The organism is Sphingomonas sp. (assembly GCF_965200105.1).
Classification (GTDB): Bacteria; Pseudomonadota; Alphaproteobacteria; order Sphingomonadales; family Sphingomonadaceae; genus Solisphingomonas.
Genome location: NZ_CBDATN010000002.1, coordinates 1244741 through 1264204, shown reverse-complemented (window position 1 = coordinate 1264204; position 19464 = coordinate 1244741). Strand labels below are relative to the sequence as shown.

At 68.3% G+C, this 19464-nt stretch carries 18 protein-coding genes and 1 pseudogene; 12 read left to right on the top strand and 7 right to left on the bottom strand.

Annotated elements, in window-relative coordinates; all coding sequences use genetic code 11:
* Positions 1-106 precede the first annotated feature (106 nt).
* Complete coding sequence (locus tag ACOFKX_RS07470) at positions 107-913, bottom strand: TauD/TfdA dioxygenase family protein (protein WP_419826404.1); 807 nt, start codon at positions 911-913, stop codon at positions 107-109.
* A gap of 143 nt (positions 914-1056) precedes the next feature.
* Positions 1057-1844, bottom strand: a pseudogene (locus ACOFKX_RS07465) (alpha/beta fold hydrolase).
* Here ACOFKX_RS07465 and ACOFKX_RS07460 point away from each other — a divergent pair.
* From ACOFKX_RS07460 to ACOFKX_RS07450, 3 genes are all read left to right on the top strand, one after another.
* On the top strand, positions 1807-2115 hold the full coding sequence (locus tag ACOFKX_RS07460) for a HipA domain-containing protein (RefSeq protein ID WP_419826403.1): 309 nt from the start codon (positions 1807-1809) through the stop codon (positions 2113-2115). The pseudogene ACOFKX_RS07465 and the gene ACOFKX_RS07460 overlap by 38 nt on opposite strands.
* A gap of 742 nt (positions 2116-2857) precedes the next feature.
* Complete coding sequence (locus ACOFKX_RS07455; protein ID WP_419826402.1) at positions 2858-3160, top strand: hypothetical protein; 303 nt, start codon at positions 2858-2860, stop codon at positions 3158-3160.
* Positions 3161-3225: 65 nt separating this feature from the next.
* A complete protein-coding gene (locus ACOFKX_RS07450) occupies positions 3226-3891 on the top strand; it encodes a hypothetical protein (RefSeq protein WP_419826401.1) in 666 nt (221 codons plus the stop codon).
* A 7-nt stretch (positions 3892-3898) separates the two neighbouring features.
* Here the strand turns inward: ACOFKX_RS07450 and ACOFKX_RS07445 are convergent, their stop codons facing one another.
* Both ACOFKX_RS07445 and ACOFKX_RS07440 read right to left on the bottom strand, forming a co-directional pair.
* Positions 3899-4627: a hypothetical protein gene (locus ACOFKX_RS07445; protein ID WP_419826400.1), complete on the bottom strand. Its 729-nt coding sequence runs from the start codon at positions 4625-4627 to the stop codon at positions 3899-3901.
* Positions 4627-5838, bottom strand: coding sequence for a toxic anion resistance protein (locus tag ACOFKX_RS07440; RefSeq protein ID WP_419826399.1), 1212 nt, complete (start codon positions 5836-5838; stop codon positions 4627-4629). The genes ACOFKX_RS07445 and ACOFKX_RS07440 overlap by 1 nt, the downstream gene beginning before the upstream one ends.
* Positions 5839-5980: 142 nt before the next feature.
* Between ACOFKX_RS07440 and typA the strand changes: the two genes are divergently transcribed.
* Complete coding sequence (gene typA, locus ACOFKX_RS07435) at positions 5981-7807, top strand: translational GTPase TypA (protein ID WP_419826398.1); 1827 nt, start codon at positions 5981-5983, stop codon at positions 7805-7807.
* 19 nt (positions 7808-7826) lie between these two features.
* Here typA and leuD read toward each other — a convergent pair whose 3' ends face one another.
* Both leuD and leuC read right to left on the bottom strand, forming a co-directional pair.
* The gene (gene leuD / locus ACOFKX_RS07430; protein ID WP_419826397.1) at positions 7827-8420 is read right to left on the bottom strand and encodes a 3-isopropylmalate dehydratase small subunit; all 594 of its coding nucleotides are present in this window, start codon (positions 8418-8420) and stop codon (positions 7827-7829) included.
* On the bottom strand, positions 8420-9865 hold the full coding sequence (gene leuC / locus ACOFKX_RS07425) for a 3-isopropylmalate dehydratase large subunit (RefSeq protein ID WP_419826396.1): 1446 nt from the start codon (positions 9863-9865) through the stop codon (positions 8420-8422). The genes leuD and leuC overlap by 1 nt, the downstream gene beginning before the upstream one ends.
* Positions 9866-9936: 71 nt before the next feature.
* On the opposite strand from leuC, the gene ACOFKX_RS07420 reads away from it, so the two are divergent.
* The 3 genes from ACOFKX_RS07420 (at position 9937) to ilvD (ending at position 13108) form a co-directional block, all read left to right on the top strand.
* On the top strand, positions 9937-10710 hold the full coding sequence (locus tag ACOFKX_RS07420) for an enoyl-CoA hydratase (protein ID WP_419826395.1): 774 nt from the start codon (positions 9937-9939) through the stop codon (positions 10708-10710).
* 2 nt (positions 10711-10712) lie between these two features.
* Complete coding sequence (locus tag ACOFKX_RS07415; RefSeq protein WP_419826394.1) at positions 10713-11009, top strand: putative quinol monooxygenase; 297 nt, start codon at positions 10713-10715, stop codon at positions 11007-11009.
* Between the two features lie 245 nt (positions 11010-11254).
* Positions 11255-13108 carry a dihydroxy-acid dehydratase gene (ilvD, locus tag ACOFKX_RS07410; protein ID WP_419826393.1) on the top strand — a complete coding sequence of 618 codons (1854 nt, stop codon included), beginning with the start codon at positions 11255-11257 and terminating at the stop codon, positions 13106-13108.
* A gap of 1 nt (position 13109) precedes the next feature.
* Here ilvD and ACOFKX_RS07405 read toward each other — a convergent pair whose 3' ends face one another.
* Positions 13110-14477, bottom strand: coding sequence for a methyl-accepting chemotaxis protein (locus ACOFKX_RS07405; protein WP_419826392.1), 1368 nt, complete (start codon positions 14475-14477; stop codon positions 13110-13112).
* Between the two features lie 148 nt (positions 14478-14625).
* On the opposite strand from ACOFKX_RS07405, the gene sdhC reads away from it, so the two are divergent.
* From sdhC to zapE, 5 genes are all read left to right on the top strand, one after another.
* Positions 14626-15054: a succinate dehydrogenase, cytochrome b556 subunit gene (gene sdhC, locus ACOFKX_RS07400; protein ID WP_419826391.1), complete on the top strand. Its 429-nt coding sequence runs from the start codon at positions 14626-14628 to the stop codon at positions 15052-15054.
* Positions 15054-15440 carry a succinate dehydrogenase, hydrophobic membrane anchor protein gene (gene sdhD / locus ACOFKX_RS07395; protein WP_419826390.1) on the top strand — a complete coding sequence of 129 codons (387 nt, stop codon included), beginning with the start codon at positions 15054-15056 and terminating at the stop codon, positions 15438-15440. The genes sdhC and sdhD overlap by 1 nt, the downstream gene beginning before the upstream one ends.
* Positions 15440-17236, top strand: a complete 1797-nt coding sequence (gene sdhA, locus ACOFKX_RS07390) for a succinate dehydrogenase flavoprotein subunit (protein WP_419826389.1) — start codon at positions 15440-15442, stop codon at positions 17234-17236. Before sdhD ends, sdhA begins: the two co-directional genes overlap by 1 nt.
* Before the next feature lie 7 nt (positions 17237-17243).
* Positions 17244-18026, top strand: a complete 783-nt coding sequence (locus ACOFKX_RS07385; protein ID WP_419826388.1) for a succinate dehydrogenase iron-sulfur subunit — start codon at positions 17244-17246, stop codon at positions 18024-18026.
* A gap of 270 nt (positions 18027-18296) precedes the next feature.
* Complete coding sequence (zapE, locus tag ACOFKX_RS07380) at positions 18297-19427, top strand: cell division protein ZapE (protein WP_419826387.1); 1131 nt, start codon at positions 18297-18299, stop codon at positions 19425-19427.
* Positions 19428-19464: the final 37 nt, after the last annotated feature.

Sequence of the window (19464 nt, the reverse complement as noted above, 5' to 3'; positions counted from 1 at the left end):
GCTTCGTTAGCCGGACGCGACGGTGACTTGGTCGACGGCCGATCGCTTCTACGACCCCCCGGTTCGCGCGGATGCGGGCCGCTCCTCGCGGCTCCGCTCCCGTCCCTCAGACGCTGATGCGAAGCGCGTCGGGGAACGGCACGCCGCCTTCGACGCGGCCGAGCTCGTAATCGCCGGCGATCGTCGTCCGCTTCATCACGCGCCGGTCGTCGGCGGCGACGCCCCTGGCGCTGTGCATCATCCGCCAATTGTCCCACAGCACCATGTCTTCGACCTGCCAGTCGTGGAAATAGGCAAGGTCCGGGCGGATGCTGTGCTCGATCGCCGCCTTGAGGATCGCGTCGCCTTCCTCGTTCTCCGCCCCTTCGCTGCTCTCCGCGAACCAGGGCGATACGTTAAGCACCTTCCGTCCGGTATTGGGTTGCCGATAGACGAGCGGATGGATTGTCCGCGCCCGGTTCGACTTGAACTGTTGGATGGATGCGTCGAAGTGCGCCCGATAGACGACGTTCAGACCCTCGATCCGCGCCTTCAGCTCGTCGGGAAGGCGATCATAGGCGTTGATCCGGTCGATGAAGCCGGTCTGCCCACCCCCGCCGCGTGGCAGCTCGATGGCGCGCAGGATGCCGCCGTGGTTCATCCGGTCGATGTAGATCAGGTCGATGTGCCACGGCAGCCACGCACCCAGCAACTTGCCGTCGACCTCGTAGATTTCCCCTTTTGAGCCGTCGTAGAAGATGTCGAGCAGCTCCGGGTGACGGTCCGCGCGATCCCTCGTCATCGCATGGTCCTCCAGCTCGCCGAACACCCGGCTTAGGAGAAGGTGAGTTTCCTCGCCGCCATCGAGGCCGCGAAACACGACCACGCCACGATCGATCCATAACCCGCGCAACGCGTCCTGGATCGAGGCCACTCGGCAAGGCGGATGCCCTGCCGGTCGGAGCGGTAGGAGCCGTAGAAGATCAGAACCCGGTCGCCCATCGCGACACCTCCCTGTGATGCCTGAGTGTCATGCGAAAGCACGGGGCGGGCAACCGCCCCGTGCTTCGTCGTGGGTCAGTCTTCGATGAAGGCCAGCAGGTCGGCGTTGATCCGCTCGGCGTTGGTGACCGGCATGCCATGGGGGAAGCGGGGATAGGAGATCAGCCTGGCGCCCTTCACGATCTCGGCGGACATCTTGCCGGTGGTGGCGAACGGCACGACCTGATCGTCCTCGCCGTGCAGCACCGGCGTCGGCACGTCGATTGCCTTCAGATCGTCGGTGAAGTCGGTTTCGGAGAAGGCCTTGATGCCGAGCGTGTGGGCGAGCGCGCTACCCGTCATGCCCTGCCGCCACCAGTTGAGGCGCACTGCTTCCTTCACCTCGGCCCCCTCGCGGTTGTAGCCGAAGAAGGGGAGGGTGAAGTCGTAGAAGAATTGCGAGCGGTTGGTGGCGGTCTGCTCGCGCACCATGTCGAACACGTCCATCGGCACGCCGTCCGGATTGGTGGCAGTCTTGATCATGATCGGCGCGACCGCGCTCACAAGTACCGCCTTCTTGACCCGGCCGGGCTTGGCGCGGGCGACATAGCGGGCGACCTCGCCACCGCCGGTGGAGTGACCGACGTGGATCGCATCCTTGAGGTCCAACGCATCGGTCAGCGCGATCACGTCGGCGACGTAGGTGTCCATGTCATGGCCGCCGGCCGACTGCGTGGAGCGCCCATGGCCGCGGCGGTCATGCGCGACGACGCGGTAGCCCTTCTGAACGAAGAACATCATCTGCGCGTCCCAGTCGTCGAGCTGAGCGGCCAGCCGTGATGGAACATGACGACGGCCGCGTCCTTGCTGCCCCAATCCTTGATGCCGCCGACGCGGCTATTGGAGTCCGGAACGGGACCGGGCTTCTTCGCCGTCTCACGGTTCGACCGGCTCGGCGACAGAAGGTTGCACTTCCAGCCTCTGGCCGGGCTCCTCGACCGCGACTCGCCGGACGGCGGCTCCTACGAGGAACTCCTGCTGGACCACATGGCGATAACGTCCGGTGCCGAGCCGGACGAACAGCTCGTCCGACGAATGGTCTTAACGTCCTCGCGTCGGTGCGGGACGAGCACGTGCGCAATCACGGCTTCCTGATGGACTCGGCTGGAACGCGCCCGCCAGCTCGGGCAGGCGGCGCTCGACGAACGGCCGGTCGAAGCCCGCCTCATAGCTCACGACGACCCCGCGCCGGCGATCAGCGACACGCCTCCGGCTCGAAGATTGATCGGGGTGGACGTCGTCCTCGGAGATGCCGGAGCCGGATGCGCCTCGAAGCACCGCCTCCGTCCGCCACAGGCGTCCCTCGCGATCTGGCATGTCGTGCGGAACCCGATAGCCGCCACTCACCGTCACGCTCGAGCTCGCGCCTGCGCAGCTCCTCCCCCGCCCCGGAGATCACGTAGAGGGTCTCGCCGTCTCGCTCGCGTTCCGAGGCTGGCGTGAGAAATGGTGCTGTCGTCGATCCCTCGGAGCCAAGCGTAAGTCTCCGCCGGAAGAGCAGCCTTGTTGCTGTTCGGCTTAACAGGGAACTCGGTCGCGAACGGCAGCATCAAGGCAATCGGCACCATCGGCGGTCTCATATAATCCTGGCGATCGCCGTGTCCCGTCAGACCTTGGTGATGGCACGCTACTCCGGGGCCGCTGAGTCCGAATCAAGTATGCGCGGCGTTGAAGATCGAGCGCTCGCAGGCGTCACCGAGGTTGAGGCTTATGCTCGACCTAGCGGACTACAGTCGAATCTTGTACGTTCAGCCTGTGCGGCGCAGGAGTGTCTTTCATGGTGACGCGGCTGACCTATGATCGGTTGCCGGCAAGAGCCTGATAGGGGGGCAGCCGCATGAAGCTCGTGGCGATCCTGCCGCTGTTGATCGCGATTCCGGGGGCTGGCACGGCCGCGCCCTTGTGCCGCGACGCCAAGGGCCTCTTCACGCCCTGCACACCGGCCGAGGCCTCGCGCCGTCATGACGTCGCTTCACGTCGCCACGCTTCGCCCCCGGTCTCGCCAGTCAGGGCGGGCGACAAGCCGGCGACCGTCGTGTCGCGCGGCGTCGGGCCGGCGCATCGGGAGCGGCAGCCGGCGATATCCACCGGGCGGCTCTGCCGCGACGGCAAGGGCCTCTTCACGCCATGTGCGCGGTAACCGGAAGCACCACTCGTTAACCATCTTCGGCGAGACTGGCGGCCATAGATTGTCGAGGATCCGCCATGTTCCGCCGTGTCATGCTTCCGCTTCTCATCGCCGCCCCGGCCGCCGCGCAGGCGCTGCCCATCGTCAACACGGGCGTCACGCTCGCTGTCAGCGGCGGCTCGCTCGGCGTCGGCCCCGAGATCACCTACCGCGTCAACCCGCTCGTCGCGGTGCGCGGCTCGGCGACCTTTCTCGGCATCTCGGGCCACGGCGACGTCGGCGACTATCGCTACGACGGCCATGCGCGCATCAGCAATTTCGGCGGGACGGTCGACATCCATCCCCTGCTCAACGGCTTCCGCCTCTCCGCCGGCGCGCGATCGGTCAGCGGCAACCATATCCGCTTCCACGGCATGGCGGAGGGCCCGCAGACCTACGGCGGCGTCACCTACTCGCCCGAGCAGGCGGGCGAGCTCAGCGGCAAGATCAAGACGCGCTCGGTCGCGCCGATCGTCACCGTCGGCTACGCGAAGACGACGCTCTCGGGCTTCACCTACGGCATCGACGCCGGCGTGATGTTTCACGGCCGCCCGCGTCTCGACGACGTGACGGCAACGGGGCAGCTCGGCTCCAACCCGGCCGCCATCGCCGAGCGCGACCGCCAGCTCGCCCGGCTAGAGAACCGCGTCGACGACTATAAATATTATCCCGTTCTCCAGCTCTCGCTGGGCTATCGCTTCTAGGTGAGCGTCAGGCGATCCGGTCGCCGTCCTCGCCGCGATACTTGATCTCCAAGAAGCGGTTCTGCGTCGCCAGCGCCTTCAGGTCGCCGGCGGCGAGCCGCGCGTTCATGCGGCGCACCTCCTCCTCGATCGTGGTGAGCCCGTCGACGAGCTGCCGGTCGGGCGACGGGCCGCCGTCCAACGGCTGGCGGCGGAGCGACGGCGGCACGCGCTGGTAGCCGCGCACCAGCTCGGGCAGCTCGTCGCCGATCAGCCGGCGGACCTCGATCGCCTCGGGCAGCTTGGGATCGAGCGCGGCGAGCTGCGGCCCGATCGCGTCCAGCGACAGCGCGAGCTGATCGACCTGGCGCTGGGCGGGCGCGGGGAGAAGCGCGCGCTGGCGATCCAGCCACTCCCCGGTCTGCGAGGGAAGCTGCGCCAGGGCGGTCGTCGCGATCCGCTCGGGCGTGGCTTCGCCGGGCTGCGACCACAGGATGATCGCCGCCCAGGCGAGCGCCATCGCCAGCAGCATGGCGAGGAAGCCGAACATGCCGAGCGGCGTCCAGGCGCCCACCATTATGGCCACCGCGAGGATGGCGGCGGTGGCCAGCACGAGCCGCCGCGCCACGAGGCGTGCGCGGGCGCGCTGCCGCTCCCGCTGGCGCTTCTTCGCTGCGCGTCCCTCCGGACTCATGTACCGCTCGATGCGGCCCATGAACTCCTCGGCATGAGCAAGTATGTCGTCGCTCTTGGCCATCACTCGATCCGGAACGGCTCCTCGCGCGCGGAGAGTTGCGCCTCGGCGGCGCCTTCGGCGCGCGCGATGTAGCCTCGCGACTTCTCGACCTCGGACGAAAGCGTGCCCACCGTCTGCTTCATCGTGTCGAGCGCCTTGAGCTTGAACGTGTCGACCGCGTCCATCGTGTCGTAGATGTTCTGGAAGGCGCGCTTCAGCGTGTCGATCGGGATGGTCGAGGCCGCCGCCTGCTCGTGGATGCGCGCGGTCTGGTTCTTGAGCATCGCGCCCGTCGAGTCGATGATGTTCGCGGTCGTCGTGTTGAGCGCGGTGATCTGGTCGAGCACCAGCTTCTGCGAGGTGAGCGCCTGCGCCACCGTCACCGCCGTGCGCAGCGCCGCGACCGTGGTGGTGGACGCGCGATCGACGCCCTTGATGAGCTCGACATTGTTCTTCTTGACGAGATCGAGCGCGAGATAGCCCTGCACCGTCACCGCCATCTGCGTCAGCAGGTCCTGCGCGCGTTGGCGGACGTAGAACAGCGCGCTCTCGCGGATCGCCTTGGCCTTGGCGGGATCGGTGGCGTCGAGGTCCGCGGCCTTCTCCTCCAGCCGCGCGTCCATGGTGCGCGCGATGTGGACCATCTGTTCGAGCTTGCCCATCGATGCCCACAGCGCGCGACGCTCGACGTCGATGGCGGCGTTGTCGTGGAGAAGCTCGTCCTTGCCGCCCGCCAGCCGCGCGAGGATCGTCGAGATATGCCCCTGCGCGGACTTGTAGCCGTCGAAATAGTCGCGCAGCTTCGATCCGAACGGCACCACGCCGAACAGCTTCTTGGGCGCCAGCAGGTTGCCGCGCTTGCCGGGATCGAGATCCTCGATCGTGCGGCGCAGCTCGGCGAGATCGGCGCCGACGGTCGTGTCCTTGTCCATCGCGCGGACGGGGCGATCGAGGAAGCGGTTGGAGTGGCCGGCCGCGTCCTGGATCTCGCGCCGGCCCATGTTGGTGATCTGGTCGACCTTGCGGCCGAACTCGGGCGAGGCGCTGTCGGCGGCGACCAGCTCGGCGATGAAGCCGTCGACGCGCTCCTCCAGCTTGGTGCGCTGCGTATCGTCGAGCGGCACCAGCCCTGCCGCCTTCTCGGGCGTGACGGCGGGCATGGGCGCGGGGGGCGTCAGCTCGATCGGTGCCGCGTCCGTCGGTGCATCGAGGCTCGTCAGCTCGGTCGCCATGCGCGTCTCCCGTTATATGGAGAAGATAGGCGGGGAAGAGTGTGTTATTCAAGTGACACGGCAGGTTCGCCGCCGCCTTGTTGCAATGCCGCATCTCGGCTATGCGCCCGCCTCGAAAAACCCGACAGGATCGAGAAAACTCATGAGCCTCCGCAACGTGGCGATCATCGCGCACGTCGACCACGGCAAGACGACGCTCGTCGACCAGCTGTTCCGCCAGTCCGGCACCTTCCGCGACAACCAGCGCGTGGAGGAGCGCGCGATGGACTCGAACGATCTGGAGAAGGAGCGCGGGATCACCATCCTCGCCAAGTGCACCTCGGTCGAGTGGGCGCATGGCGGCGACACGACGCGGATCAATATCGTCGATACGCCCGGCCACGCCGATTTCGGCGGCGAGGTGGAGCGCATCCTCTCGATGGTGGACGGCGTGATCCTGCTGGTGGATTCGTCCGAGGGCGCGATGCCGCAGACCAAGTTCGTCACCGGCAAGGCGCTGGCGCTCGGCCTCCGCCCGATCGTGGTGGTCAACAAGGTCGATCGTCCGGATTCGCGCATCCAGGAGGTGCTCGACGAGGTGTTCGACCTGTTCGTGTCGCTCGACGCGACCGACGAGCAGCTTGATTTCCCGGTGCTCTATGCGTCCGGCCGCAACGGCTACGCGTCGACCGACGCCGAGGCGCGCGAAGGCACGCTGACGCCGCTGTTCGAGACGATCGTCGGCCATGTGCCGCCGCCCGCCGTCGATCTCGACGCGCCGTTCACCTTCCTGGTGACGCTGCTCGATCGCGACAATTTCGTCGGGCGCATCCTCACTGGCCGCGTCAACACCGGCAGCCTCAAGGTGAACCAGCCGATCCACGCGCTCGACATGGCGGGCAACGTCGTCGAGACCGGGCGCGCCTCCAAGATCATGGCGTTCCGGGGCCTGGAGCGGGTGGCCGTGGACGAGGCGCAGGCGGGCGACATCATCAGCCTCGCGGGCCTCACCGTCGCCACCGTGGCGAACACGATCGCAGACACCTCGGTGTCGACGCCGATCGCCGCGCAGCCGATCGACCCGCCGACGCTGTCGATGCGCTTCGCCGTCAACGACAGCCCGTTCGCGGGGCGCGAGGGCACCAAGGTGACCAGCCGCATGATCCGCGACCGGCTGCTGCGCGAGGGCGAGAGCAACGTCGCCATCCGCGTCACCGAGAGCGAGGATCGCGACAGCTTCGAGGTCGCCGGGCGCGGCGAACTCCAGCTCGGCGTGCTGATCGAGACGATGCGCCGCGAGGGCTTCGAGCTCGGCATCAGCCGCCCGCGCGTGCTGCTGCGCGACGGTCCGAACGGGCGCGAGGAGCCTTACGAGACGGTCGTCATCGACGTCGACGACGAATATTCGGGCACGGTCGTCGAGAAGATGTCGATCCGCAAGGCGGAGCTGACGGACATGCGCCCGTCCGGCGGCAACAAGACGCGGATCACCTTTTCGGCGCCGTCGCGCGGCCTCATCGGCTATCACGGCGAGTTCCTGTCGGACACGCGCGGCACGGGCATCATAAACCGGCTGTTCGAGAAATATGGCCCCTACAAGGGTACGATCGAGGGCCGGAAGAACGGCGTCCTCATCTCCAACGGATCGGGCGAGGCCAACGCCTACGCGCTCGGACCACTGGAGGAGCGCGGCGTGATGATGGTGGCGCCCGGCGAGGCGCTTTACGAGGGCATGATCGTCGGCGAGAACGCCAAGGACGACGATCTCGAAGTCAATCCGATGAAGGCCAAGCAGCTCACCAACTTCCGTGCGTCGGGCGGCAAGGACGACGCGATCCGGCTGACGCCGCCGCGCCGGCTGACGCTGGAGCAGTCGATCGCCTATATCGACGAGGACGAGCTGGTGGAGGTGACGCCCAAGTCGATCCGGTTGCGCAAGCGCCACCTCGATCCGCACGACCGCAAGCGGGCGAAGCGCGCGGCGGCGTGAGGCGGTCGGCGGCGGGGCGTTAGCGGCCCGCCGCCGCGCCCCCCACCCAGGCCGGCTCGCGCGCTTCGTGCGCGGCGATGGCATCGCCGTCGGCGAGCGTCAGCCCGATGTCGTCGAGGCCGTTCAGCAGGCAATCGCGGCGGAACGGGTCGACCGTGAAGGCGAAGCGATCCTGATAGGGGGTCGTCACCGTCTGCGTCTCGAGGTCGACGGTGATGGTCGTGCCCTCGCGCGCCACCTCCAGCAGCCGCTCGACCTGCTCCTTGGCCAGCACCACCGGCAGGATGCCGTTCCTGAGCGCGTTGCCGGCGTGGATGTCGGCGAAGCTCGGCGCGATCACCGCCCGGATGCCGAGATCGGCCATTGCCCAAGCCGCGTGCTCGCGCGAGGAGCCGCAGCCATAGTTCTCGCCGGCGATCAGGACCGGCGAGCCGGCGTAGGCGGGATCGTCGAACAGGTTGCCGGGCTCGGCGCGGATCGTCTCGAACGCGCCTTGGCCCAGCCCCGCGCGGCCGACCGTCTTCAGCCAGTGCGCGGGGATGATGATGTCGGTGTCCACGTTGGCGCGGCCGAGCGGGTAGGCGGTGCCGGTGACGGCGGTGAAGCGCTCCATCAGCTAAGCTCCCGCACGTCCGCCAACCGCCCCGTCACCGCCGCCGCCGCCGCCATCGCGGGCGAGAGCAGGTGGGTGCGCGCGCCCGGCCCCTGGCGGCCCACGAAGTTGCGGTTGGACGTGGACGCGCAGCGCTCGCCCGCCGGCACCTTATCGGGATTCATTGCCAGGCACATCGAGCAGCCGGGCTCGCGCCACTCGAAGCCCGCGTCCGTGAAGACGCGGTCGAGCCCCTCCGCCTCGGCCTGACGCTTGACGAGGCCGGAGCCGGGCACGACCAGCGCCTGCTTGACGCCCGCGGCGACATGCCGGCCGCGCGCGATGGCGGCGGCCGCGCGCAGATCCTCGATGCGGCTGTTGGTGCACGAGCCGATGAACACGCGGTCCACCGTCACGTCGCGCATCGCGGTGCCGGGCGCGAGGCCCATATAGGCGAGCGACTTCTCGGCGGCGGCCCGCTTCTGCTCGTCCGCGAAGCCGGCGGGATCGGGCACGATGCCGTCGATCGGCACGACGTCGTCGGGGCTGGTGCCCCACGTCACCAGCGGCGCGATGGTGGCGGCGTCGATGACGATCGTCTTGTCGTAGGTGGCGCCGGGATCGCTCGGCAGCGTGCGCCAGTGCGCCACCGCCGCGTCCCACGCCGCGCCCTTCGGCGCGCGAGGCTTGTTGCGGAGATAGGCGTAGGTGGTGTCGTCGGGCGCGATCAGGCCGGCGCGCGCGCCCGCCTCGATCGCCATGTTGCAGACGGTGAGGCGGCCCTCCACCGACAGCGCGCGGATCGCCGAGCCGGTATATTCGGCGACGTGCCCCGCGCCGCCGCCCGCGCCGAGAGAGTGGGTGATCGCCAGCGCCACGTCCTTGGCGGTGACGCCCAGGCCAAGCGCGCCGTCGACGCGCACCTCCAGCGTCCTGGACGGCTTCAAGAGCACCGTCTGCGTGGCGAGCACATGCTCCACCTCCGAGGTGCCGATGCCGAAGCCCAATGCGCCCAGCGCGCCGTGGCTGGCGGTGTGGCTGTCGCCGCACACCAGCGTGGTGCCGGGCAGGGTGAAGCCCTGTTCCGGCCCGACGACGTGGACGATGCCCTGCTCCGCCGCGAGATCGTCGATATACTCGACGCCGAACTCGGCCACGTTGCGGCGAAGCGCGTCCAATTGCGCCAGCGACTCAGGATCGGTGACGGGCAGCCGCTCGCCGCGCGCATCCACCCGCGCCGTTGTCTGGATGTTGTGATCGGGCACCGCGAGCGTGAGATCGGGGCGGCGCACGCGGCGGCCGGCGGCGCGTAGCCCGTCGAACGCCTGCGGGCTCGTCACCTCGTGGACGAGGTGACGGTCGATGTAGAGGAGGCAAGTGCCGTCGTCGCGGCGGGAGACGATGTGCGCGTCCCAGATCTTCTCGTACAAAGTGCGTGGGCGTGCGGCGTCGGGCTTGTCGGTCATGTCGCCGATGCCTCTAGCGCGGCACCAGCCTTTTGTCTGCCCTTGCGCGGCGAACGGCGTTAAGGGGCGGCATGACCGAGGACATCCAACAGCGTGTCGCCGACGACATACTTGAGCTCACGCTCGCGCGGCCGGCCAAGAAGAACGCGCTCACCGCCGCGATGTACGAGGCGATGACGCGGGCGCTGGCCGCCGCTGGCGATGACGACAGCGTCGGCGCCGTGCTGTTCTCGGGCGAGGGCGACGGCTTCTGCGCGGGCAACGACATCAACGATTTCCTGAAGCCCGGCGGGGCGGAGGCGGCGATGCGCTTCATCCGGGCGATCAGCCGCTTCGCCAAGCCGATGGTCGCCGCCGTGCACGGGCAGGCGGTGGGCGTGGGCACGACGATGCTGCTCCACTGCGATCTCGTCTACGCGAGCCCCGACGCCCGCTTCTCGACGCCGTTCGCGAAGCTCGGGCTGGTGCCCGAGGCGGCGTCCAGCCTGCTGCTGCCCCAGCGGATCGGGATGGCGAGGGCGTCGGCGATGCTGCTGCTCGGCGAACCGCTCGGCGCGCGCGAGGCGGAGGCGGCGGGGCTGGTGACGGCGGTGGTGGACGGTGCCTTGCACGATCACGCGCGGGAGAAGGCGCGGGCGCTGGCGGCGATGCCGCCCCGCGCTCTCGCCGCCTCGCGCGCCCTGATGCGCGGCGATGGGCAAGCGATCGCACAACGGTTGGACGCGGAGGAGGCGACATTCGCGGACGCGCTCGTCGGGGCCGAGGCCAAGGAGGCGTTCACCGCGTTCCTGGAAAAGCGCGCACCCGTCTTCGCGCGAGCCCCGTTGTCCGGGCAAGGAACCTGAACATGCCCGTCAAGGTCGTTGCCATCGTCCCCGCCCGGCCCGATGGCGAGGACGAGTTCGTCGCCGCCGCGAAGACGTGCGCCACCGCCTCGCGCGCGGAGGAGGGCGTGCTTTCGTACGAGCTGTGGCGAGAGGCGGCGGGTGAGCGCCGCTTCGTCTTCAACGAGCTGTATCGCGATCAGGCGGCGGTGGACGCGCACATGGCGTCCGATCACTTCAGGGCGTTTGCGATGGCCGCGCGCGATCTCGCCGGCGGCCGTCCCGACATTATCGTCACCCACGCGATCGACGTGCCCTAGCTCATGCCTTCGCCTGCCTCTTCCCGCATCCGGTGCACCTGCTACGTCGGCGGCAGGGAGCGGGCGATATTTTCCTACACGCCCCGATCCGTGCAAGAAGCCGGTATGATCTTCGCCCGCCGCCCTTCCACTCGCCGCCTCGCGAACGCTGCGGGAGGGGCGATGCCTACCCGACGTGGTGTCAACTTCGTCAACTTCGGCGCCCCTATCAACGTCGCCGACTCGAACCTGTCGAGGCCCCGCTGATGCCCGTCTATCGCTCGCGCACCACCACCCATGGCCGCAACATGGCGGGGGCGCGCGGGCTGTGGCGCGCCACCGGCATGAAGGACGAGGATTTCGGCAAGCCGATCGTCGCGGTCTGCAACAGCTTCACCCAGTTCGTGCCGGGCCATGTCCACCTCAAGGATCTGGGTCAGCTGGTGGCGCGCGAGATCGAGGCGGCGGGCGGCGTCGCCAAGGAGTTCAACACCATCGCCGTCGACGACGGCATCGCGATGGGCCATGGCGGGATGCTCTATTCGCTGCCCTCGCGCGAGCTGATCGCCGACTCGGTCGAGTATATGGCCAACGCGCACTGCGCCGACGCGCTGGTGTGCATCTCCAACTGCGACAAGATCACGCCGGGGATGCTGATGGCGGCGTTGCGCCTCAACATCCCCGCCGTGTTCGTCTCGGGCGGGCCGATGGAGGCGGGCAAGGTTGTCGTGAAGGGCAAGGCCCGCGCGCTCGATCTCGTCGACGCGATGGTGGTCGCCGCCGACGAGAGCTACTCGGACGAGGAGGTCGCGGCGGTCGAGCGTTCGGCGTGCCCCACCTGCGGCTCCTGCTCGGGCATGTTCACGGCGAACTCGATGAACTGCCTGACGGAGGCGTTGGGCCTCTCGCTGCCCGGTAACGGATCGGTGCTGGCGACGCACGCGGATCGCGAGAAGCTGTTCCGCGAGGCTGGCCACCTGATCGTCGACTTAGCCAAGCGCTGGTATGAGCAGGACGACGTGACCGCGACGCCGCGCGGCATTGCCACCTTCGCCGCCTTCGAGAACGCGATGAGCCTCGACATCGCGATGGGCGGCTCCACCAACACCGTGCTCCACCTCCTCGCCGCCGCGCACGAGGCGGGGGTGGATTTCACGGTGGCGGACATCGATCGCCTCAGCCGGCGCGTGCCGTGCCTTTGCAAGGTCGCCCCCGCCAAGGCCGACGTCCACATGGAGGACGTGCACCGCGCAGGCGGGATCATGGCGATCTTGGGCGAGCTGGAACGCGCGGGGCTGGTGGATGCGACGCAGCCGACCGTTCATGCCGAGACGCTGGGCCACGCGCTGGCGCGCTGGGACGTCGGGCGCAGCAACTCCGACGAAGTGCACCGCTTCTACCGCGCGGCGCCGGGCGGCGTGCCGACGCAGACCGCGTTCAGCCAGGCCACTCGTTGGGACGAGCTCGACGTGGACCGCGCGAACGGAGTGATCCGCTCGGCCGAAACGCCTTTCTCGCAGGACGGCGGGCTGGCGGTGCTGTTCGGCAACCTCGCGCCCGAGGGCTGCATCGTGAAGACGGCGGGCGTCGATGAGTCCTGCCTCGTCTTCCACGGGCGCGCGCGCGTGTACGAGAGCCAGGATGCCGCGGTGGCGGGGATCCTGGGCAAGGAGGTCGTGGCGGGCGACGTGGTGGTGATCCGCTACGAAGGGCCGAAGGGCGGGCCAGGGATGCAGGAGATGCTGTACCCGACGAGCTACCTGAAGTCGAAGGGGCTCGGCGCCGCCTGCGCGCTCGTCACCGACGGGCGCTTCTCCGGGGGCACCTCGGGTCTGTCGATCGGCCACGTCTCGCCGGAGGCGGCGGAGGGCGGGCTGATCGCGCTGGTCGAGACCGGGGACCCGATCCTCATCGACATACCCTCGCGCATGATCCGGCTCGACCTCGACGACGCGGTGCTCGCCCAGCGCCGCTCCGCGATGACGGCAAGGGGTTCGCGCGCGTGGAAACCGTTCGGCCGCAAGCGCGACGTCTCGCCCGCGCTTCGCGCCTATGCCGCGCTCACCACCAACGCCGCGCGCGGAGCGGTGCGCGACGTCTCGCAGGTCGAGCGGGAATAGGTCAGGCGGCGTAGCGCTCGACGAAGTCGCTGGTCGTCGTGTCGAGCTTGCCGAGCCGATCGTCGACCGATCGGAAGCCCGCCTCCAGCCGATCGATGTCGGTTGCGACGGCCTCGGTATCGTAGCGGATGGCGGCGATCGTGCCGGACATGGAATCGGCGGCGAGAGCGGTCTCGTCGACGGCGGCGGTGATCATCGTGACGGTCTGCGCCTGCGCTTCCATGGCCTCGCGGATGCGTTGCGCTGACGACTGGACCTCGCCCACGATGTCTCGGATCGCGTTGTTGACGTCGAGCGTGTGGCGCGACGCGGCCTGGATCGCGGCGATCTTGGCGGCGATGTCGTCGGTAGCGCGCGCGGTCTGGCTGGCGAGGCTCTTCACCTCCTGCGCCACGACCGCGAAGCCGCGTCCGGCATCACCCGCGCGCGCCGCCTCGATCGTGGCGTTGAGCGCGAGGAGATTGGTTTGCCCCGCGATGTCGCGGATGAGGCCGAGGATCGACTCGATGGCATGGGCGTGGCCCGAGAGCGCGTCCGCCACCGTCACCGCCTGGGTCGACTGGGTGGCGGCGCGCGACGCGATGCCGGCCGAGATCTCCACCTCGCTGCGCGCCTGTTCGATCGCGCGGATGAGACCGGCGGCGGTCTGCGCCGCCTCCCGCATCGCGATCGCCGACTGTTCGGCGGCGGCGGCGACCTCGGAGGTCTTGCCGAGCATTCCGCGCGCGGAGGCCGAAGTGTGGCCGGTCTGGTCGCGCAGGTTGGCTGAGTCGGAGAGCATCGCCTTCAGCGTATCAGTCACGTCGGCCCGGAACGTAGCACTCTGCTCGGCACGGTACTCGACGGCGGCGATGCGCCGCTCCTCGGCCATCTCCGCCATCAGGATTTCGAGTTCCACCATGTTCATCCGCTGAAGGACGTTCGCGGCCAGCGTGAGGAATTCAAGATCGTCCGGGAACGCCGCCGCAATGACGCGGAAGACATCGTCGATGCTGCGCGCGTTCCGATCGGCCATGAAATATGCCGGCAGGTTGAGCTGCGAGGCTCGCGCGCCACCCTGAGCGATCTTGCGGACCCACTCGACGTCGATAGGCATCGTGTACCGGCGTATGCCGTATTCGCATATCGAGTTGAACAATTCTGTCCCGCTGAGATCGACTTCGCTCTGCTCGGCGGCCTCCTCGAGGGAGGGGATCAGGGTCGCGTAGGAGTCGCGGAGCTGCTTCTCGATAACGGTCCCAGCACGCGACCAGAGCGCGGCAATCGCCGCGCCGAACGCACCGTCGCCGTTATAGGCCGCGGCCCTTTCCGCCAAGGCCTCTTCCGACAACGCCAGCGGTACGTCGGGGGCGAGCACGTCTATGGTCATGGTCGGCGGCCCTCTCTATCCTCGGCTGAGCATCAATTAGCTCGCGCGAGGTAAACGTCGCGTTATCCCGCCGGGCGGACGACGCCATGTTGCATCCCAGCACGGTTTCGCGCAGAGACGGGGCCGCTTTTCCTTCTGGGGGATAGAGGTGTCGCGAAACACCGCCCGACCGCTCTCGCCGCACCTGACGATCTGGCGATGGGGCCCGCACATGCTGGTCTCGATCCTCCATCGCGCCACCGGCGTCGCGATGGCGCTGGGCGGCGGGATCATCTTCGCCTGGTGGCTGGCCGCCGCCGCCTCCGGACCGAAGGGCTACGCGACCTTCTACGCCTGGGTGGTGGACGCGCAGCCGGGCATGGCGGGACAGCGCCTCGTCAACGTGGCCGCTCTGCTCGTCGGCATTGGCTTCACATGGGCCTTCTTCCAGCACATGGCCACGGGCATCAGGCACTTCGTGCTCGATGTCGGCGCGGGCTACGAGCTGCGCACCAACAAGACAGGCGCGTGGATGACGATGGTGTTCTCGGTCGTCGCGACCGCGCTTTTCTGGCTGTTCGTTCGGAGCAAATATTGATGCGTTCGGGAACCGCGCTCGGGCGCGTCCGCGGTCTGGGATCGGCGCATGTCGGGCCGCAGCACTGGTGGCAGCAGCGGGTAACGGCGGCGGGCAATCTCGCCCTCATGCTGTGGTTCGTGCTGTCGCTCGCGCGGCTGCCGATCGTCGATCATCAGGCGATCGTGCTGTGGCTGAAGTCCCCGCTGGTGGCGGTGCCGATGGTGCTGCTCGTCGTCTCGGTGTGTTGGCATTTCCGGCTGGGCCTGCAGGTGGTGATCGAGGACTATGTCCACGAAGGCAGCAAGATCGTCGCGACGCTGCTCGCCAACGCCTACGCGCTCGCGATCGCGACGCTGTCGATCTTCTCCATTCTCAAGATCGCCTTTGGTGGGGTCGCCGCTTGATGACGCAGACCTATCCGATCATCGACCATGTCTACGACGCGGTGGTCGTCGGCGCCGGCGGCTCGGGCCTGCGCGCGACGATGGGCTGCGCGGGCGCGGGCCTCAAGACCGCGTGCATTACCAAGGTGTTCCCCACGCGCAGCCACACCGTCGCCGCGCAGGGCGGGATCGCGGCCAGCCTCGGCAACAACACGCCCGATCACTGGACGTGGCACATGTACGATACCGTCAAGGGGTCGGACTGGCTCGGCGATCAGGACGCGATCGAGTATATGGTGCGCGAGGCGCCGGCGGCGGTGATCGAGCTCGAACATGCCGGCGTGCCGTTCAGCCGCAATCCCGAAGGCACGATCTACCAGCGTCCGTTCGGCGGCCACATGCAGAACATGGGCGCGGGCCCGCCCGTGCAGCGCACCTGCGCCGCCGCCGACCGCACCGGCCACGCCATGCTCCACGCGCTCTACCAGCAAAGCTTGAAGTACGACGCCGACTTTTACATCGAGTATTTCGCGCTCGACCTCATCATGGAGGACGGGGCGTGCAAGGGCGTTATCGCGATGTGCATGGAGGACGGCTCCATCCACCGCTTCCGGTCGCACGCCGTCACGCTGGCGACGGGCGGCTACGGCCGCTGCTACTTCTCGGCGACCAGCGCGCATACCTGCACCGGCGATGGCGGCGGCATGGTGCTGCGCGCGGGGCTGCCGCTCCAGGACATGGAGTTCGTGCAGTTCCACCCCACCGGCATCTACGGCGCCGGCGTGCTCATCACCGAGGGCGCGCGCGGCGAGGGTGGCTACCTCACCAACTCCGAGGGCGAGCGCTTCATGGAGCGCTACGCTCCTAGCGCCAAGGATCTCGCCTCGCGCGACGTCGTGTCGCGCTCGATGGCGATGGAGATCCGCGAGGGGCGCGGCGTCGGCCCCGACAAGGACCATATCTACCTCCATCTCGATCATATCGATCCGGCGGTGCTGGCCGAGCGGCTGCCGGGCATCACCGAGACGGGCAAGATCTTCGCCAACGTCGATCTCACCCGCCAGCCGCTGCCGGTGGTGCCCACCGTCCACTACAATATGGGCGGAATCCCCTGTAACTACTGGGGCGAGGTGGTGACGCTGAAGGACGGCGATCCCGACAGCGTCGTCCCCGGCCTGTTCGCGGTGGGCGAGGCGGCATGCGTCTCGGTTCACGGCGCCAATCGGCTCGGCTCCAACTCGCTGATCGACCTGGTAGTGTTCGGCCGCGCGACCGGCTTCCGCATCGCCGAGCTGGTGAAGCCCGGCACCCCGCACGGCAAGGTGGCGACCGCGGCCGACGACGCGGCGATCGCCAGGCTCGATCATTATCGCAACGCCAACGGTTCCACGCCCACCGCGCAGGTTCGCGCGGAGATGCAGCGCACCATGCAGGCGGACTGCGCGGTGTTCCGCAATTCGGAGAGCCTGGCCGAGGGCAAGGCACGGATCGACGCGGTGCTGGCCAAGATGGCCGACGTGCGCGTCACCGATCGTTCGATGATCTGGAACACCGACCTCGTCGAGACGCTGGAGCTCGACAATATGCTGCCGCAGGCGGTCGTGACGATGCACTCCGCCGCCAACCGCGAGGAGAGCCGCGGCGCGCACATGCAGGAGGACTTCCCCGATCGCAACGACGGCGACTGGATGAAGCACACGCTCTGCTGGTTCGACGGGCGCGCGCAGGCCAAGGTGCGGATCGATTACCGCCCGGTGCATGAGTATACCCTCACCGATGAGGTGGACTATATAAAGCCCAAGGCGCGGGTGTACTGAGGACGACATGGCCGAATTCGCACTCCCCAAGAACTCGAAGATCACGGGCAAGGCTCGCTCCTACAAGGCGGAGGGCGCCAAGAAGCCGCGCAAGTTCAAGGTCTATCGCTGGGATCCCGATACAGGCGAGAATCCGCGCTACGATACCTACGAGCTCGATCTGGAGCAGACCGGGCCGATGGTGCTCGACGCGCTGCTCCGCATCAAGAACGAGATCGACCCGACGCTGACCTTCCGCCGCTCCTGCAGGGAGGGGATCTGCGGTTCCTGCTCGATGAACATCGATGGTACGAACACGCTCGCCTGCACCAAGGCGATCGACGACGTGAAGGGCGAGGTGCGGATAACGCCGCTGCCGCACATGGACGTCATCAAGGATCTGGTGCCCGACTTTACCCACTTCTACGCGCAATATGCCTCGATCAAGCCGTGGCTGCAGACCGCGACCCCCGCGCCTTCGGGCAAGGAGCGGCTCCAGTCGCCCGAGGACCGCAATCGGCTCGACGGGCTGTACGAGTGCATCCTGTGCGCCTGCTGCTCCACCTCGTGTCCGAGCTACTGGTGGAACGCCGACAAGTTCCTGGGGCCAGCGATCCTGCTCCAGGCCTATCGCTGGCTCGCCGACAGCCGCGACGAGATGACGGGCGAGCGGCTCGACGAGCTGGAGGATCCCTTCCGCCTCTACCGCTGCCACACGATCATGAACTGTGCGAACGTCTGCCCGAAGGGCTTGAGCCCCGCCAAGGCGATCGCCGAGATCAAGAAGATGGAAGTCGAGCGCGTCGTTTGACGTGAGCGACGCTACCGCCGCGCATCATCGCCGCGAGGAATCGAACGCCAAGGGCCTCGCGAGAGGTGTTCGGGGGCCTCGTAACGTTGGCGCGCTCCGCCCAGTTCATCGGCGCGGGCCGGCCGGACCGGCTGATCGACGTGGTTGCCACGCTGCTGCGCGAGACCGGGCGCCTTCATGTCCCCCTTCGGTACGGTCCAGCAGGGGGCAGGGCGTACTGCTCTCCTGGCAGGCGACGTCGCGCAAGGTGACGCTACCGGACGCCCTGATGTGAGCGGCGTGTCCGCGCGCTATGAGGCGCTGGTCGCGGCGGGCGAGCTCCGGCCCGATCCCGTGCAGCGCGACGTCGCCTCGCGGCTCGACGCGCTCGCGCGGGCGCTGGAGGCCAAGCCGCCGCGTGGGTCGGTGCTGTGGCGGATGCTCGGCAAGCGGCCGGAGCCGGCGCGCGGGCTCTACCTGTGGGGCGGCGTCGGGCGCGGCAAGTCGATGCTGATGGACCTGTTCTACGGGCAGGTGCGGATCGAGGCCAAGCGCCGCGTGCACTTCCACGAGTTCATGCTGGAGATGCACGATCGGCTGCGCGTCGAGCGGTCGCGCGAGGTCGGCGATCCGATCGCCCCCGTCGCCGACGCGATCGCGGCGGAGAACCGGCTGATCGCCTTCGACGAGATGATCGTCACCAACTCGGCCGATGCGATGATCCTGTCGCGGCTGTTCACGCGCATCATCATCGGCCACGACGTGACGGTGGTGGCGACCTCCAATCGCGCGCCGAACCAGCTCTACCTGAACGGGCTCAATCGCGAGCATTTCCTGCCGTTCATCGCGCTCCTGGAACAGCGGCTCGACGTCGTAGCGCTCGACGGGGCGACCGATTATCGGCTGGAGCGGTTGGGCGGCTTCCCCACCTGGTACGTGCCCAACGGCGCGGCGGCGACGGACGCGCTCTCCCGCGCCTTCTTCCGCCTCACCGACTTTCCCGTCGAGGATCGCGAGCACGTGCCCTCGGAGGAGATCGCAGTCTCGGGGGGGCGCACGCTCACCGTGCCCAAGGCGGCAAAGGGGGTCGCGGTCTTCTCCTTCAAGCGGCTCTGCGGAGAAGCCCGCGGCGCGGCCGACTATCTCGCGATCGCCCGGCGCTACCACACCGTCATCCTCGTCGGCGTGCCTCGGCTCGATGCCGAGCGCCGCAACGAGGCGGTCCGTTTCCGCCTGCTGATCGACACGCTCTACGAGCATGGCGTGAAGCTGCTCGCCGCCGCCGCCGGCGAGCCCGAGGCGCTCTACCCGGCGGGCGAGGAGACGTTCGAGTTCGAGCGCACCGTCTCGCGGCTGATGGAGATGCGATCCGCCGATTATCTCGCGAAGGGTCATGGCGTGGGGGCGACCGGATCGCATTGACGCGGCTCTCACGCCTGTCATGCTCCAGACGTGAACC

Bases quoted from the DNA above. Each gene is read 5' to 3' on its own strand.
- leuD (WP_419826397.1), bottom strand. From the start codon at position 8,420: ATGGAGCGCTTCACCGCCGTCACCGGCACCGCCTACCCGCTCGGCCGC.
- ACOFKX_RS07445 (WP_419826400.1), bottom strand. From the start codon at position 4,627: ATGGCCAAGAGCGACGACATACTTGCTCATGCCGAGGAGTTCATGGGC.
- sdhD (WP_419826390.1), top strand. From the start codon at position 15,054: ATGCGTTCGGGAACCGCGCTCGGGCGCGTCCGCGGTCTGGGATCGGCG.
- ilvD (WP_419826393.1), top strand. From the start codon at position 11,255: ATGCCCGTCTATCGCTCGCGCACCACCACCCATGGCCGCAACATGGCG.
- ACOFKX_RS07460 (WP_419826403.1), top strand. From the start codon at position 1,807: ATGACGACGGCCGCGTCCTTGCTGCCCCAATCCTTGATGCCGCCGACG.
- ACOFKX_RS07455 (WP_419826402.1), top strand. From the start codon at position 2,858: ATGAAGCTCGTGGCGATCCTGCCGCTGTTGATCGCGATTCCGGGGGCT.
- ACOFKX_RS07415 (WP_419826394.1), top strand. From the start codon at position 10,713: ATGCCCGTCAAGGTCGTTGCCATCGTCCCCGCCCGGCCCGATGGCGAG.
- ACOFKX_RS07420 (WP_419826395.1), top strand. From the start codon at position 9,937: ATGACCGAGGACATCCAACAGCGTGTCGCCGACGACATACTTGAGCTC.
- sdhA (WP_419826389.1), top strand. From the start codon at position 15,440: ATGACGCAGACCTATCCGATCATCGACCATGTCTACGACGCGGTGGTC.
- ACOFKX_RS07440 (WP_419826399.1), bottom strand. From the start codon at position 5,838: ATGGCGACCGAGCTGACGAGCCTCGATGCACCGACGGACGCGGCACCG.
- ACOFKX_RS07450 (WP_419826401.1), top strand. From the start codon at position 3,226: ATGTTCCGCCGTGTCATGCTTCCGCTTCTCATCGCCGCCCCGGCCGCC.
- ACOFKX_RS07405 (WP_419826392.1), bottom strand. From the start codon at position 14,477: ATGACCATAGACGTGCTCGCCCCCGACGTACCGCTGGCGTTGTCGGAA.
- typA (WP_419826398.1), top strand. From the start codon at position 5,981: ATGAGCCTCCGCAACGTGGCGATCATCGCGCACGTCGACCACGGCAAG.
- ACOFKX_RS07385 (WP_419826388.1), top strand. From the start codon at position 17,244: ATGGCCGAATTCGCACTCCCCAAGAACTCGAAGATCACGGGCAAGGCT.
- leuC (WP_419826396.1), bottom strand. From the start codon at position 9,865: ATGACCGACAAGCCCGACGCCGCACGCCCACGCACTTTGTACGAGAAG.